Raw genomic sequence first — 16745 nt, 5'->3', positions numbered from 1 at the left:
CATCCTTACCAACCGAAACCGGCACCCACGCCGATCGATTTCTCGTCGCCACTGAACGCGCCACCGATGGTCAGCGTCGCGCGTTCGCTCATCGCACGCTGGTAACCGACCGACATCGCGCTTTCACCGCCCTGGAACCCGACGCCGACGCCGACCCGGTTCTGGGTGCGGATGCCGGCCGCGCTGGTCGCCATGTTCAACATCGCCGCACCCATCGCGCCCTGGCGATCGATACGACGATCCTGGTCGTGGAAACGGCGCTCGACGTCGCCCTGGAAGGCTTCGAAGTTGTCGCTCCAGATCGCCGCCTGCGTATCGGTGTAGGCCTTGGATTCCGCAACACCGGACCTCACCTGCGCCACGTTGGCGGCGTCGGTATCGGCAGTGCCCGCGGCGACATTGGTGACCTGACGCTCGTTTCCGGCGCTGCCGACCGACACCGTACCCGCGCGATCGGCCACCGAGCCCTGGCCCAGCGCCACCGCACCCTCGGCGGTGACCGAAGCGCCCTGGCCGACCGCGGTGCCCGATGCCGCGCTGACGCTCGCGCTTTCGCCCATCGCCACCGCATCGGTGGCGGCGGCAGTCACGAGCGTGTTGGCGCCGACCGCCGCACTGCCGTCGGCATTGACGCGCGCGTTTCCGCCGATCGCGGTGTCGTTGGGACCATGGGCATAGGCGTCGCCGCCCATCGCCACGCCACTCTCGCTGTTGGCCGCTGCATCCGGACCGACCGCGACGCCGCTGTTGTCTTGATCGGCCGCCATCATGGTCGTTGCTCCCGCTGCGTCGCCGGCGATCGCGTTGCCGGGCCCCTGCGTGGCCGTCATGCGCTGGTCGAGCATGCCGATCTGTGCATCGAGCGCGCCGATCGCATCGCCCACGCTGTAGTAGTTCGCACCCTGGATCGAGTAGCTCGGCGTAGTCAGCGCGCCGAATGCGGTGACCGTCGCACCACCGCCGAGCGCATCCGCCGCGCTCTGCAGCGCGGCATACATCTGCCCGCCGTGGATCGCATCGGTGCTGCCGGCGCTCACCGCGCCCGCGGCCAGGTTGCCGACCAGGGTGCCGCCCTCCCCGGCCAGGGTGACCGCACCCTTGCTGTCGTCGTCGTACAACAGCGCGTTGTCGGCGAGCTCGCCGACGCTGCCGGCGACATCGTTGAGCTGCGCCAGGTTCACCGCATCGGTGTTCTCGGTGCCCGCCGCCACGTTGGTGATCTGGCGCTCGGCGCCGGCGCTGCCGACCGACAGCGAGTTCTCACGATCCGCCAACGAGCCGGAGCCGAGGGCGACCGCGTTCAACGCACCTTCCTCCACCTCGGCACCGGCACCGATTGCGATCGCGCTTTCCGCGTTGGCGAACGAGTTGGTGCCGATGGCGATGGCGTGGATGTCGTTGGCGAATGCCTGGGTGCCGACGGCGACGCTGTTGTCGGAGTAGCCGAAGGCGCCCTTGCCGATGCCGATCGAGTTGGTGGCCGGGGCCCAGCTGCCGTAGCCGATCGACACCGAGCGCGCCCCGCTCGCATAGGAATCCATGCCAATAGCGGTGGCGTCGGTGCCCGTCGCCCAGGCGAAGCTGCCGTAGGCGGTTGCGCCGTCCGCGGTGGCCCAGGCGTAAGCGCCAGTGGCGGTGCTCTGCTCGCCGTTGGCGCGGCTGTTGTCGCCCAGGGACACGCTGTAGTTGCCCTGCGCGTGCGCCTTGTTGCCGGCGGCGAGCGTGAACTCGCCTTCGGCGCGGGCACCGTAGCCCAGCGACGCCGAATTGCCGCCGGTCGCCTGCGCGCCGGCACCGACCGCGGTGCTGTAATCGCCGGCGGTCGCACCGACCATCACCACGTTGCCCTCCTCGTCCTCGATCGGCCAGCCGAACTGATCGAACGCCTCGCCCATTCCTCCGATCGCGGTACTGGCGATCCCGCTCGCATCGGCTCCCGTACCGAATGCCGAGCTGTCCGGACCGAAGGCGCTGGCGTTGAAGCCGACCGCCGTGGCGTTGACCGCCTGCGCCAGGGCGCCGCTGCCGAACGCCGACGCGCCGGTGTCGTACGCACTGCTCGACGAACCTACCGCCGTGGCGTAGTCGGCATCGGCCATCGCACCGGAACCGGCCGCGGTGGCCTCCTCGCCGGCCGCGTAAGCATCGACGTCACCGGTCGCCTTGAAGAAGCGACCCGCCACCAGGGCGCCGTCGGCGGCATCGTTGAGCTGCCCGAGGTTCACCGCATCGGTGTCTTCGGTGCCCGCGGCGACGTTGGTGATCTGGCGCTCGCCACCTTCCGTGCCCACCGACACTGTGTTGTCGCGGTCGGCCACCGAACCATTGCCCAGCGCCACGCTGTTGTCGGCGTCCGCAAGGGAGTTGGCGCCCAACGCGACGCTGTCGGCGCCGAACGAAGTGCTGTAGTAGCCCAGTGCCGTACTGTTCGCACCGCTGGCCCACGCTTCCGCACCCAAGGCACTGGCGTTGTCGGCCTGCGCATAGGCGAAGTAGCCCAGCGCCGTGGCTTCCACGCCGTCGGCCTGGGCCAGGGCGCCGATGGCGGCACTGTAGTCGCCCCACGCACCCGAGCCCGCACCGATGGCGGACGAGGCATCGCCAGCGGCTACCGCGGGAACCAGGAAGCCCAGCCCCGGCACCAGGTCTGCGAGACCGCCGACCGCAGTGCTGCCCAAGCCGCTGGCGGTCGCATCCAGGCCCACCGCCGTCGAGTAATCCGTCGACGCGTCCGCGCCATAGCCCAGCGCCGTCGCTCCGTAACCGCCTGCCGTGCTGAAGCTGCCGTTGGCCGTGCTGTAATCGCCGCCGGCCGCGCTGCTGTAGCCGGTCGCCGTCGACTGCAGCCCTTCGCTGTTCGACGCCGCACCCGTCGCGGTGCTGAACGCACCCGACGCCTGCGCACCCGCGCCCAGCGCCGAGGCGCCCACTTCGGACGCCGTCGTCGTCTGATCCAGCAGCACCTCGCCCGTCTCCGGGTCCTCGTAGTACAGCCAGCCGCCCACGGCCGTGCTGGAATCCGAGGCCGCATAGGCGTTGTAGCCCGAGGCCGTGGCGTACTGGCCGCCCGCCACCGAACCGCTGCCGAACGCCGAGGCGCCGGTGCCATAGGCGCTGCTGCTCGCGCCCACCGCGGTCGCGTAGTCGGCTTCCGCGTATGCATTGGAACCGGCCGCGGTGGCATCGGTGCCGTCCACGAACGCCTCGCCATCGCCGGTCGCCTGGAAGTACTTGTTGCTCGCCGTGGCCTCTTCCAACTGGTCGAGGTTCACCGCGTCTGTCCCCTCGGTGCCCGCTGCCACATTGGCGATCTGGCGCTCATCACCCGCCGATCCCACCGATACCGTGTTCTCACGGTCCGCCACCGAGCCCTGGCCCAGCGCCACGCTGCCTTCGGCGGCGGCGGTAGCGTCGGAGCCCAGCGCGAGCGTGTTGTCGCCCGTGGCGCTGGCGAAGTGGCCCATCACCGTGCTGTTCAAACCTGATGCCAAAGCGGCGCCGCCCACCGCGGTCGAGTAGTAGCCCGCGAACGCGCTCCCGCCCACCGCCGTCGCGCCGACCTTGTTGGCGAAGCTGTTCCAGCCGATCGCCGTCGCGTAGTTCGCCGTCGCCCAGGCGCCGGCGCCGAACGCCGATGCGCCCGTGCCCGACGCGCGCGCCGGGGTGAAGCCGAAGAACGTGCTGCCGCCCACCGCCACGCTCTCGTCGCCGGTGGCCCGGCTGGACTCGCCCAGCGCCACGCTGCTCACGCCCGAGGCCAGCGCGGCCACGCCCACGGCCGTGGCGTAGTCCATCGATGCGTCCGCGCCGTGGCCCAGCGCGGTCGCGCTGTAGCCGCCGGCGGAGCTGAAGCCGCCGTTCGCCGTGCTGTAGTCGCCGGTGGCACCGCTGCTGTAGCCGGTGGCCGTCGACTGCCGCCCCTCGGCCGTAGCCGCCGCGCCGGTCGCGGTGCTGAACGCACCGTTGGCCTGCGCGCCGGCACCGAAGGCCGAGGCACCCACTTCGAGCGCCGTGGTGGTCTGGTCCAGCAGCACCTCGCCGGTGTTCGGATCCTCGTAGTACAGCCAGCCGCCGACCGCGGTGCTCGAGTCACCCGTGGCCACCGCGTTGTAGCCGGACGCCGTCGCGTACTGGCCGAACGCTTGCGCGCCGCTGCCGAATGCCGAGGCGCCCACGCCGTAGGCGCCGCTCGACGCACCCACCGCCGTGGCGTAGTCGGCATCGGCCGTGGCATCAGAACCCGCCGCCGTCGCATCGACCCCGGCCACGAAGGCCTCGCCCTCGCCGGTCGCCTTGAAGTACTGGTTGTACTGCGTCGCCTCGTCCAACTGCGCCAGGTTCACCGCGTCGGTGTCCTCGGTGCCTTCGGCGACATTGGTGATCTGGCGCTCGGCGCCGACATCGCCCACCGACACCGTGTCCTCGCGTTCGGCGCGCGAACCCGCACCCAGCGCCACGCTGTTGGCCGCCAGCGCGAACGCGCTCTCGCCCACCGCCGTCGCGCCGTCCTCGTCGGCCCAGCTGTTCCAGCCGATCGCCGTCGCGTAGTCCGCCGTCGCCCAGGCGCCGGCGCCGAACGCCGATGCCCCCGTGCCCGATGCGCGCGCCGGGATGAAGCCGAAGAACGTGCTGCCGCCCACTGCCACGCTCTCGTCGCCCGTGGCCTCGCTGAACTCGCCCAGCGCCACGCTGCTCACGCCCGAGGCCAGCGCGGCCACGCCTACGGCCGTGGCGTAGTCCATCGATGCGTCCGCGCCGTAGCCCAGCGCGGTCGCGCCGTAGCCGCCGGCGGAGCTGAAGCCGCCGTTCGCCGTGCTGTAGTCGCCGGTGGCACCGCTGCTGTAGCCGGTGGCCGTCGACTGCAGCCCGTCGGCCGTGGCCGCCGCGCCGGTCGCGGTGCTGAACGCACCGTTGGCCTGCGCGCCGGCGCCGAAGGCCGAGGCACCCACTTCGAGGGCCGTGGTGGTCTGGTCCAGCAGCACCTCGCCGGTGTCCGGATCCTCGTAGTACAGCCAGCCGCCGACCGCGGTGCTGGAATCGCCTTCGGCCACCGCATTGAAACCGGAGGCCGTGGCGTACTGCCCGCCGGCCACCGAACCGCTGCCGAATGCCGAGCCGCCTACGCCGTAGACGCTGCTGCCCGCGCCCACCGCCGTCGCGTAGTCCGCCTCGGCGTATGCGTCCGAACCGGACGCCGTCGCGTCCGCGCCCAGCGCATACGCCTCGCCGTCACCGGTTGCCTGGAAGTACTTGTTGCTCGCCGTGGCGTCTTCCAGCTGGTCGAGGTTCACCGCGTCGGTGCCTTCGGTGCCCGCCGCCACGTTGGCGATCTGGCGCTCCTCGCCGGCTGCACCCACCGACACCGTGTCCGCGCGGTCGGCCACCGAACCCTGGCCCAGCGCCACGCTGCCGACCGCCGTCGCTTCCGCGTCGGATCCCAGCACCACCGTATCGTCACCCAGCGCCGAGGCGAAGTTGCCCACCACCGTGCTGTTGAAGCCGGCCGCGTATGCCGCACCGCCGATCGCCGTGGAGAAGTCGCCCGATGCTTCCGTCGGCAACAACCCCAGGAACGAGCCGCCTAAAGCCACGCTATTGATGCCGCTGGCAATCGCCGCCTGCCCTACGGCCGTGCCGTAGCTGCCGGATGCATCGCTGTCCGAGCCCACCGCCAGGCTGTTGGAGCCCGATGCGCTACTGAAGTTGCCCAGGGCCGTGCTGTTGAAGCCCGTTGCCGCGGCGTAACCGCCCACCGCGGTGGAAAAGTCGCCACTGGCTTCCGACAGGAAACCGAACGCCGCCGCGGTCTCGCCGCTGGCGCTGCTCTCGGCACCGATCGCGGTCGCGCCTTCGCCTGCGGCGTCGGCATGGAAGCCGACCGCCGTGGCTTCGGTACCCGAAGCGTCGCTGAGTGCGCCGGAAGCCAGGCTGCCGTCTCCGCTGGCGACCGCACCGGCACCGGTGGCCGTGGCCAGTTCGCCGGTCGCCAGGCTTTCCGAACCCAGCGCGACGGCGTATTCGCCGCTGGCCTGCGCCATCGCGCCGAGCGCAATCGCGCTCTCGCCATCGGCAACCGAATTGAAACCGACGGCCGTCGCGGTTTCGGCAAGCGCAAACGCGCCGCTGCCGAACGCCGAGGCGCCGAGGTCGCCCGCATAGCTGCTCGAACCGGTCGCAGTCGAATAGTCGCCCTCGGCGATCGCGTTCGAACCGGCCGCGGTCGCCTCCTCGCCATCGGCAAAGGCCTCGCCTTCGCCGGTGGCCTTGAAGTAGCGCGCGGTTTCCGCCGCGCCTTCGGCCACTTCGTTGAATTGCCCCATGTTGACCGCGTCGTTGTCGTCGATGCCGTCGCTGACGTTGACGATGCGCCGCGTGTCCGGATAGCCGCCCGCCCCGGTGCCGTTGCCCACCGACACCACGTTCTCCGCGCTGGCGCGCGATCCGGCACCCAGCGCCACGCTGTTGGCCCCGTTCGCCCAGGCGTTCAGACCGACCGCGGTGGCGTTGATGCCGCCATAGGCGTACGAGTCGCGGCCGATCGCCGTCGAACCCACCGATGTCGCCCAGGCGAACTGGCCCACCGCCGTCGTGTTGTCGGCCGTGGCCCAGGACGTACCACCCACGGCCGTGCTGTTGAGGCTGGTCGCCCGCGAGCTGCTGCCCAGCGCCACGCTGGCGCTGCCGCTGGCGGTCGAGGTATTGCCCAGCGCCGTGGCATTGGTGCCGCTGGCCACCGAGGAGATGCCGACAGCGGTCGTGCGCGTATTGCTCGCCTCGGCGCCATAACCCAGCGCAGTGGCGAAATCGCCGCTGGCGTCGGCGAAACCGCCGTTGGCGGTCGAGGCCAGGCCGGTGGCCAAGCTGCTGTAGCCGGTGGCCGTGGCCTGCAGCCCGTCGGCCGTGGCCGCCGCGCCCGTCGCGGTGCTGAACGCGCCGTTCGCCTGCGCGCCCGCGCCGAACGCCGAGGCGCCCACTTCCAGCGCCGTAGTGGTCTGGTCGAGCAACACCTCGCCGGTGTCCGGATCCTCGTAGTACAGCCAGCCGCCGACCGCGGTGCTCGAATCACCGTTGGCCACCGCGTTGTAGCCGGACGCCGTCGCGTACTGGCCCCATGCCTGCGCGCCGCTGCCGAACGCCGAAGCGCCCAGGCCCGCGGCATAGCTGGCCGAGCCGTTAGCGGTCGAGTAGTCGCCCTCGGCGATCGCGTTCGAACCCGAAGCCGTCGCCTCGGCGCCGTCGGCATAGGCTTCGCCTTCGCCCGTCGCCTGGAAGTACTGCGTGCTGGAGGTGACCGCCTCGAGCTGGGCAAGGTTCACCGCATCGGTGTCCTCGGTCCCGGCCGCGACGTTGACGATCTGGCGCTCGCCGCCTTCGGTGCCGACCGACACCGTGTTCTCGCGGTTGGCACGCGAATCGGCGCCGATCGCCACGCTGTTGACCGCGCTCGCCCACGCGCTGGCGCCCAGCGCCGTCGCGTTCTCGGCATAGGCGAAGCTGTCCTGGCCGATCGCGGTCGCGCCATCGCGGGTCGCCCAGGCGAACTGGCCGAGCGCGGTGCTCTGGTCGCCGGTCGCCCACGCCGACTGGCCGACCGCCGTGCCGTCCTCGCCCGTCGCCAGCGCGTTGTAGCCGACGGCGGTGCTGTAGTAGCCGCCGGCATCGGCGAAGAAGCCCAGCGCGGTCGCGCCGTAGTCGCTGGCGGAGGAGCCGTAGCCGAACGCCGCCGAACGCTCGGCGGTCGCCTCGCTGAAGCTGCCGACCGCCGTCGAGTAGTCGGAGGACGCGACGCTGCTGTAGCCGAGCGCGGTCGACTGCAGGCCCGAAGCCGCCGCGTTCGCGCCGGTCGCGGTGCTCAGGAAACCGGTCGCCTGTGCGCCGGCACCGAAGGCGCTGGCGCCGAAGTCGGAGGCCGTGGTGGTGGCATCGAGCACCACTTCGCCATCCACCTCGTAATACAGGGCGCCGCCGACCGCGGTGCTCGAATCGCCTTCGGCCACCGCGTTGAAACCGGAGGCCGTGGCGTACTGCCCGCCGGCCACCGAACCGCTGCCGAATGCCGAGCCGCCCACGCCGTAGACGCTGCTGCCCGCGCCCACCGCCGTCGCGTAGTCCGCCTCGGCGTACGCGTCCGAACCGGACGCCGTCGCGTCCGCGCCCAGCGCATACGCCTCGCCGTCACCGGTCGCCTGGAAGTACTTGTTGCTCGCCGTGGCGTCTTCCAGCTGGTCCAGGTTCACCGCGTCCGTACCCTCGGTGCCCGCCGCCACGTTGACGACCTGGCGCTCCTCGCCGGCTGCGCCCACCGACACCGTGTCCGCGCGGTCCGCCACCGAGCCCTGGCCCAGCGCCACGCTGCCGGCCGCCGTCGCTTCCGCGTCCGAACCCAGCACCACCGTATCGTCGCCTAGCGCCGAGGCGAAGTTGCCCAGCGCCGTGCTGTTGTAGCCGGCGGCATAAGCCGCGCCGCCCACTGCGGTCGAGTAATCACCCACCGCCTCGGTCGGCAGCAGCCCGAGGAAGCCGGAACCGCCCACCGCCACGCTGTTGAAGCCGCTCGCCTGCGCGCCCTGGCCCACCGCAACGCTGTCGTCGCCGCCTGCCGCGCTGTCCGAACCCACCGCCAGGCTGTTCGAGCCCGACGCCTCGCTGAAGTTGCCCAGCGCGGTGCTGTTGAAGCCCGTCGCCGACGCGTTACCGCCGACCGCGGTCGAATAGTCGCCGCTGGCTTCCGACAGGGCCCCGAAGGCCGCCGCGGCTTCGCCCGAGGCGACGCTCTCTGCGCCGACCGTGGTGGCGGCTGCACCGGAAGCGTCGCTGAAGGCGCCCAGCGCGACCGCGCCGGCGCTCGAAGCGGTGGCACCGTAGCCCACCGCAGTGCCGAACTCGCCCAGCACGAACGCGCCGCTGCCGAAGGCCGATGCGCCTTCCGCCACCGCCTGCGCGGCGGAACCGACGGCGGTGGCGTAGTCGCCTTCGGCCATCGCGTCCGAACCGGCGGCGAGCGATTCGTCGCCGTCGACCAGCGCGCTGCCGGCGCCGGTGGCCTGGAAGTAGTTGCTGGTTTCCTCCGCGACGTCGGCCACCTCGTCGAGCTGGGCGACGTTGACCGCATCGGTGTCGTCGACGCCCGCGGCCAGGTTGACAAGACGGCGCGTGGCCGGGGCACCCGCCGGGCCGGCGGCGGCGCCGGTGCCGATCGAGACCGTATCGGCCTGGTCGGCGATCGCGCCGTGGCCGAGCGCGACGGCGTTGCCGGCGCCGGCCTGCACGATCGCATTGCGGCCCACGGCGGTCGCGCCATCGGCGCGGCCCTGCGCCGCGAAACCGACCGCCGTGCTCCAGTTGTTGAGCGCCTGCGCGTTCGAGCCGAGTGCGGTGCTCGCCGTCCGCTGCGCGAGCGCGCCGGCACCGAAGGCGGCGGAATTGGTCGCCATCGCGCGGCTGTTGCCGCCGACCGCGGTGCTGCTCACCGCGGTGGCCCGCGCGCCGGCGCCGGTCGCGGTCGAACCCGCGCCCGAGGCGATGGCGCGGGATCCGGCCGCGGTGGAGTCGACCCCGTTCGCCTCGGCGAGTTGACCCACCGCCACCGCATTGCCGCCGCCGGCAGCCGATCCGGCGCCGATCGCGACCGCGTTGCTGCCGGAGGCGTCGGCATCGCCGGACACGGCGCAGCTGTCGGGCGTCGGGACGCCGCCGGGCAGGGTCTCGCAGTCCTGGTTGCCGCCGATTTCCACCGACTGCGCGATCGCCAACGGCGACGCCATGCCGAACAGCAGCGCGCTAAGCGCCACGACCAGGGAGGTCCGGCGCGGAGCCGATGCACCGTCTTCGCATCGCTTCCCTGCGCTATCGCCCGATGCCAGTTCAGAGGCCACGACCAGCTGGCCCAGCGATTTGTTCCAAACCTTTCGATAGATGCGATTCATCGACACTGCCCCTCTAGGTTTTGATCGGTTGGATCTGCAGATGAAAAAGGCCGCGCATGCAATGCACGCGCGGCCTCAGTTCGATTCACTCGGACTCGATTCCGGAATAGGACGAGACGCGGCGGCACCGCGCTCGTGCGGATGAAATAGCTCGAACAACCTGCCCCCCACGATCCGATGTGATCCGGCGACCTTCCCTTCAGTGGCGCGCTACGTCAGCGCCGTCACTGCTGGTTAACCGGAAATAAATGTGACTCGATACTCTCAGTGACTGACGCACTAGGTCAAGCCCTGCTACGGAGCGACATGGTTGACTGCCAAAGAATACGGAAATGTGACAAAAATCACATCGATGGCCTGCCGAAGATTGGCCCATGGCGGCTGTCGCAACGCAGCAAACAGAGAAAAGCACGCGCATGCAGGGACTTCCCCGCACTTGCTGAGAACGGAGATGAACTAGTTGCAATCGAAAGCAATCCGACGGACGGCGGGCATCGGACCGATGGTGCAAAGCACCGCCGCGGGATCTGTCAAATCGCGGGCGTCAATTCACCCAGGCGCGCGCATTCCGGAACATCCGCAGCCACGGCGAGGCATCGCCCCAGGACGAAGGCTGCCAGCTGAAGTTGACGCCGCGCAGCGTGCGCTCCGGATGCGGCATCACGATCGTGGCACGGCCGTCGTCGCTGCTCAGGCCGGCGATCGCATCCACCGAGCCGTTGGGATTGGCGGGATAGGAAACGGCCGCGGTGCCGTCGCCCTGCACGTAGCGCAGCGCGACGCGGGCGGCGGCGGGATCTGCTCCGGCATCGAAGGTGGCCCGGCCTTCGCCGTGCGCGATCGCCACCGGGATGCGCGAGCCTTCCATGCCGCGCAGGAACAGCGACGGCGAATCGATCACTTCCAGCAAGCCCAGCCGCGCCTCGAACTGTTCGCTGCGATTGCGCAGGAACTGCGGCCAGTGCTGCGTACCGGGGATGATGTCGCGGAGTTGCGCCAGCATCTGGCAGCCGTTGCACACGCCGAGCGAGAAGCGGTCGTCGCGGGCGAAAAATGCGGCGAACGCTGCGCGCAGCGCCGGATGCTCGAGGATCGACGTCGCCCAGCCACGGCCGGCGCCGAGCACGTCGCCGTAACTGAAGCCGCCGCAGGCGACCAGGCCGGTGAAGTCGTGGAGGCTGGCGCGGCCGGCGATCAGATCGCTCATGTGCACGTCGACCGCGGTGAACCCGGCGCGGTCGAAGCCGGCGGCCATCTCGATCTGGCCGTTGACGCCCTGTTCGCGCAGGATCGCGACCCGCGGCCGCGCACCGGTGTTGACGAAGGGCGCCGCGACGTCGTCGTCGGGATCGAATCCGAGCACCGGCTGCAGGCCGGGTGCGTCGAAGCGACGGGCGCTGGCGCGCTCCTCGTCGGCGCAGGCCGGATTGTCGCGCAACCGCTGCAACGCATGACTGACCGACCACCAGGCGTCGAACAACGTCTCCCAGCGCCACTCCGCCAGCACGTCCTCGTCGTCGAGCACGCGCACCACCGGGGCGCTGGTCGGGCGCGCGATGCGCTGCGCGCATTCGATCAGGCCGTGTCGCGCGACCAGGTCGGCGAACTCGACGCGAGCGTCCGCGGCGATCTCCACCACCGCGCCGAGCTCCTCGTTGAACAGGGTGCGGAAGACATCCTCGCTGCGGTCGTCGCCCCAGCCGTCGAGGTCGATGTCGAGCCCGACGTGGGCGCAGAACGCCATTTCGCACAGGGTGGCGAAGGCGCCGCCGTCGGAACGGTCGTGATAGGCGAGCAGCAGGCCCGCTTCGCGCGCGGCGCGGATCAGCTCGAAGAACGCGCGCAGGCGCGACGGGTCGTCCAGGTCCGGGCAGGCGCCGCCGAACGCGCCATGGCACTGCGCCAGGATCGAACCGCCCAGCCGCTGCTTGCCGGCGCCCAGGCCGATCAGCCACAACTCGGTGTCGCGGCGCCCGGACAGCAGCGGCGTGAGCTGGGCGCGCACGTCGACCACCGAGGCGAAGGCGCTGACGATCAGCGATACGGGCGAAACGCTTTGCTGCATTTTGCCGGGAATCGGGAATCGGGAATCGGGAATCGGAGAAGCGGCGTCGTCGGTGGCCGAAGCTTCCTGCTTTTCCCTATTCCCGATTCCCGATTCCCCATTCCCGGCTTCCAACCGCCATTGCGCCTGCATCGACAGCGAGTCCTTGCCCACCGGAATGCTGAGGTCGAGCTGCGGGCACAACTCCATGCCGACCGCCTTCACCGCCTCGAACAGCTTCGCGTCCTCGCCGTCGTGGCCGGCGGCGGCCATCCAGTTCGCCGACAGCTTGACCCGGTGCAGGGTCTCGACCGGCGCCGCGCACAGGTTGGTGATCGCCTCGCCGACCGCCATGCGCGCGGCCGCGGCGGCATCGAGCAGCGCCAGCGGCGTGCGCTCGCCGATCGCCATCGCCTCGCCGGCCTCGCCGTCGTAGCCGGACAGGGTGATCGCGCAGTCCGCCACCGGCATCTGCCAGGGGCCCACCATCTGGTCGCGCGCGGTCAGCCCGCCGACGCTGCGATCGCCGATGGTGATCAGGAAATTCTTCGCCGCCACCGTCGGGTGCGCCAGCACGCGCAGGCCGGCATCGTGCAGGTCCAGCCCGCGGCTGTTGACCGCCGGCCAGCGCGCATGCGCCGGATGCGCGGTATCGCGATGCAGCTTCGGCGCCTTGCCGAACAGCACATCCATCGGCAGGTCAATGGGGTGAGAACGACCCGCTTGCGCGGCACTGCCGCGCGGGTCGTCCGAACGCCCGGCGCGCTGCGCCGGGCCGGGTGTATCAGCTCCCGCTTGCGCGGCACCGCCGCGCGGGCCCTCCGAACGCCCGGCAGGCTGCGCCGGATCGGGCACGTCGGCCGCGGCATCGTCGCCGTACACGCCTTCGACCGACGCGCCGTAGCCGGCCACCAGCCGCTGTTCCGCGGTTGCGACGCCGACCACCGCGAACGGGCAGCGTTCGCGCTCGCACAAGGCGGCGAAGACGCTCACGCGATCGCGGGGGATGCCGAGCACGTAGCGTTCCTGCGCCTCGTTGCACCACAGCTGCATCGGCGACAGCGACGGATCGTCGCTGGGCACCCTGGCCAGGTCGATCACGCCGCCGACGCCGGAATCGTGCAGCAGCTCCGGAATCGCATTGGACAGGCCACCGGCGCCGACGTCGTGGATCGACACGATCGGAGTGTCCGCACCCATTGCCACGCAGCGGTCGATCACCTCCTGGCAGCGGCGTTCCATCTCCGGGTTGTCCCGCTGCACGCTGGCGAAATCGAGGTCCTCGGCGCTGCTGCCGCCGGCCACCGAACTGGCGGCGCCGCCGCCCAGGCCGATCAGCATCGCCGGGCCGCCGAGCACGACCACCGCGTCGCCGGGCGACAGCGTCTTCTTCTGCACCAGCGGGCGGTCGACCGCGCCGAGGCCGCCGGCCAGCATGATCGGCTTGTCGTAGGCCCAGGCGAAACCGGCGCCTTGCGGCAACTCGAAACTGCGGAAATAGCCGTTGAGGTTGGGGCGGCCGAACTCGTTGTTGAACGCCGCCGCGCCGATCGGCCCGTCGAGCATGATCTCCAGCGCCGGCGCCATCCGCGGATTCAGCGCGCGCGCCTGCTCCCACGGCTGCGGCAGGGTCGGGATCCGCAAGTGCGAGACCGAGAAGCCGCAAAGCCCCGCCTTGGGCTTGCCGCCGCGGCCGGTCGCGCCCTCGTCACGGATTTCGCCGCCGGCGCCGGTGGCCGCGCCCGGGAACGGCGAGATCGCGGTGGGATGGTTATGGGTCTCGACCTTGATGCAGAACGCGCTCTCGGCCAGGGGCTCGGCGCGGTACTCGCCGGTGGCCGGGTCGGGACGGAACCGCCGCGTCGCGTAGCCTTCCACCACCGCGGCGTTGTCGCTGTAGGCCGACAGCGTGTGTTCCGGCGTCCGCGCATGGGTGTGGCGGATCATCCGGAACAGCGACCGCGGCTGCGCCTCGCCGTCGACGGTCCAGTCGGCATTGAAGATCTTGTGGCGGCAGTGCTCGGAGTTGGCCTGCGCGAACATCATCAGTTCGACGTCGGACGGATCGCGGCCGAGTTCGCCGTAGCGCTCGCGCAGATATTCGATCTCGTCCGCGGCCAGGGCCAGGCCGAGGCGCGCGTTGGCGGCTTCGAGATCGTCCAGCGCGACTCGTTCCAGGATGCCGCGCTCCGGGACCGCGAACAGTTCCGCGGCCGCCTCGTGCGAGTCCAGCAACGACTGCGTCATCGGATCGTGCAGCAGCCGCTCCAGCGCGGCGGCCTCGGCGGCGGTCGCGGCGTGCGGCCAGCCGGAAAGCGCGATGCGGACGCCGCGCTCGACGCGATGCAGCCGCAAGCCGGCATCGCGCAGCAGCTCGGTGGCCTTGCTGGCCCAGGGAGAAATCATGCCCAGGCGCGGGGCGACCAGGCGGGTGACCGCGCCATCGTCGCGCGGCGCCGATCCCGCGTCGGCCTGCAGGATGCGCCGCAGCGCCTCCGCGTCCGGCTGCGCGCCGGCCTCCGGATCGATCCAGTACACGTAGCGGGCATCGACGATGCGCAGCGACGGAACAAGGGCCTGCAGGCGGGATTCGAGCCGTTCCAGGCGGAACGGCGACAGGGCCGGCTGGCCCTCTAGGACGATCATGTCCGGGAGGCGTGTGGGGCGGGGGCGTTATTGTAGCGGACGCGCCGACCGCCGGTTCCGCCGCGCACGTCGGACCGGTGCCAGACGGCGATCCGGCTCAGCCGCCGACCGCCTCCGCGTCCAGCTGCTCGAGCGCCTCGCGCAGCGCCTTCGGCGGCATGTAGCCGGGCATCTGCACGCCCGACTCGGTGACGATCATCGGCGTGCCGGTCAAGCCGATGCGCTGGCCGAGTGCGTAATGCATCGCCACCGGATTGGTGCAGTTGCGCTTGGGCACGCGCTTGTCGCTCTTGGCGTCGGTCAGCGCCTGGCGGCGATCTTCCGCGCACCACACCGACACCATCTCCGCGAAGTCCGGGCTGGCCGGCCCCATGCGCGGAAAGGCGAGGTACTCGATGGCGATGCCCTGCCGGTTGTACTCGGCGATCTCCTGATGCAGCTTGCGGCAATAACCGCACTCGACATCGGTGAACACGGTGACGGTGTACTCCGGATCGTCCGGCGCGAACACGATACGATCGCTCCGCGGCACTTCGGCGATCAGTTCGCGGCGCACTTCCGCCAGGCCGGCCTGGCTCAGGTCCTTGCGCGCCTCGATGTCGAACAGCGAGCCCTGCAGCAGGTAGCGGCCGTCGTCGCTGACGTACAGCACCTGGCCGCCGACCACGACCTCGCGGAATCCGTCGATCGGCGCCGCACCCACCCGGTCCACCGCGACCTGCGGATTGAGCTTGCGGATCGCCGCAACGGCGCGGCCGTCGGCCGTTCCCGCATCGGCTTCGTCCCCTGCAGTGGCCGGAGCGGGCGCGGGCTCCGCGGCACCCTCGCCGTTGCCGGGCGCCGGGGACTGCGCGCAGGCCGAGAGACTGAAAGCGCCGAGCAGGACGAACAGGAAGGACTTCATGCGGGCCACGTCACCATGCGGAATCGGGCCGCCATTGTCTCACGGCCCGGCCGCACGCCCGCCGGGCACGGGCGCACGCTTTCCGCCGGCGGACTGCGGCCGTTCACGTCGCCCTGCCCATGCAGGCGGGTCACCGAGGAGATCGCCCCGTCCGGACCGCGAGGACATTCGCGGGAAAGGTGGCCTGCGGAACCACCGCACTCGTTCAGAGGCTCCCTAGGCGCGCGGATGATGCCGGGCATGCAGCCGCTTGAGCTGCTCGCGCGCGACCAGGGTGTAGATCTGCGTGCTCGACAGCGAACTGTGGCCGAGCAGCATCTGCAGCGCGCGCAGATCGGCACCGTGGTTGAGCAGATGGGTGGCGAAACTGTGGCGCAGCACGTGCGGACTGATCCGCGCGGGGTCGATGCCGGCCGCGGCGGCGTAGCGTTTCACCGTGCCCCAGAACTGCTGCCGGCTCGGCGCCTTGCGGCTGCGGTTGATGAACAGCGGCGTCTCGCCGTCGTCGTCCCGGGGCACCGGCCGGCCACCGGCCAGGGCCGGACGCGCCTGGTCGAGGTACCGCTCCAGCCAGTGCTGCGCCTCCTCGCCCAGGGGCACCAGCCGCTCCTTGCGGCCCTTGCCGAACACCCGCGCCACGCCCTGGCGCAGGTTGACGCCATTGGCCGGCAGGCCGACCAGCTCGCTGACACGCAGCCCGCAGGCGTACATCAGCTCCAGCATGGCGCGGTCGCGCAGGCCTTCGGTGGCATCCGTGTCCGGCGCCGCGAGCAGGGCATCGATCTGGCTCTCGGTCAGCGCCTTCGGCAACGCCCGCCCCTGCCGCGGCGCCTCCAGCAACGCGGTCGGATCGTCCTTGCGGTCGCCGCGGCGGAGCCGGTGGGCGAAGAACGCGCGCAGCGCCGACAGCAGCCGGGCGTTGCTGCGCGCGGTATAGCCCTGCCCCGTGCGCCAGGCCAGGTAGTCCAGCAGCGCCGCGCGATCGGCGCTGGCCAGGCCCCCACCATGGCCGCCGCGCCAGCGCGCGAGCGCAGCGAGATCGCGCCGGTAGCTGTCCAGCGTCTGCCTGGACAGCCCGCGCTCGGCCCAGAACGCATCGAGGAATGCGTCGATGGCGTGCGCGTCGGCGTCCGGCAGCGGCGGCAGCCGCATCGCCTGCAGGCGGCGTTCGGCGGGCGTCATCGTCGTCATGTCGCAAGCTTACGCGTGGGACCACCCGCCCGTC

Annotated in this window: 4 protein-coding genes and 1 pseudogene; all 5 read right to left on the bottom strand. The window is 71.2% G+C overall.

Annotated features, from left to right (window positions below):
- Nucleotides 1–5: 5 nt before the first annotated feature.
- On the bottom strand, nt 6–9791 hold the full coding sequence (locus AB5T46_RS00840; protein WP_370562419.1) for a hypothetical protein: 9786 nt from the start codon (nt 9789–9791) through the stop codon (nt 6–8).
- Nucleotides 9792–9926, bottom strand: a pseudogene (locus AB5T46_RS00835) (ESPR domain-containing protein); the annotation flags it as partial.
- Between the two features lie 544 nt (nt 9927–10470).
- A complete protein-coding gene (gene purL / locus AB5T46_RS00830) occupies nt 10471–14616 on the bottom strand; it encodes a phosphoribosylformylglycinamidine synthase (RefSeq protein ID WP_370561902.1) in 4146 nt (1381 codons plus the stop codon).
- A 97-nt stretch (nt 14617–14713) separates the two neighbouring features.
- The gene (locus tag AB5T46_RS00825) at nt 14714–15520 is read right to left on the bottom strand and encodes a DsbC family protein (protein WP_370561900.1); all 807 of its coding nucleotides are present in this window, start codon (nt 15518–15520) and stop codon (nt 14714–14716) included.
- Between the two features lie 216 nt (nt 15521–15736).
- Nucleotides 15737–16711, bottom strand: a complete 975-nt coding sequence (xerD, locus tag AB5T46_RS00820) for a site-specific tyrosine recombinase XerD (RefSeq protein ID WP_370561899.1) — start codon at nt 16709–16711, stop codon at nt 15737–15739.
- Between the last annotated feature and the right edge of the window lie 34 nt (nt 16712–16745).

The organism is Luteimonas salinilitoris, assembly GCF_041300785.1.
Classification (GTDB): domain Bacteria; phylum Pseudomonadota; class Gammaproteobacteria; order Xanthomonadales; family Xanthomonadaceae; genus Luteimonas; species Luteimonas salinilitoris.
The sequence above is the reverse complement of the archived record's forward strand: the minus strand, read 5'-3'. Positions and strand labels throughout refer to the sequence as shown.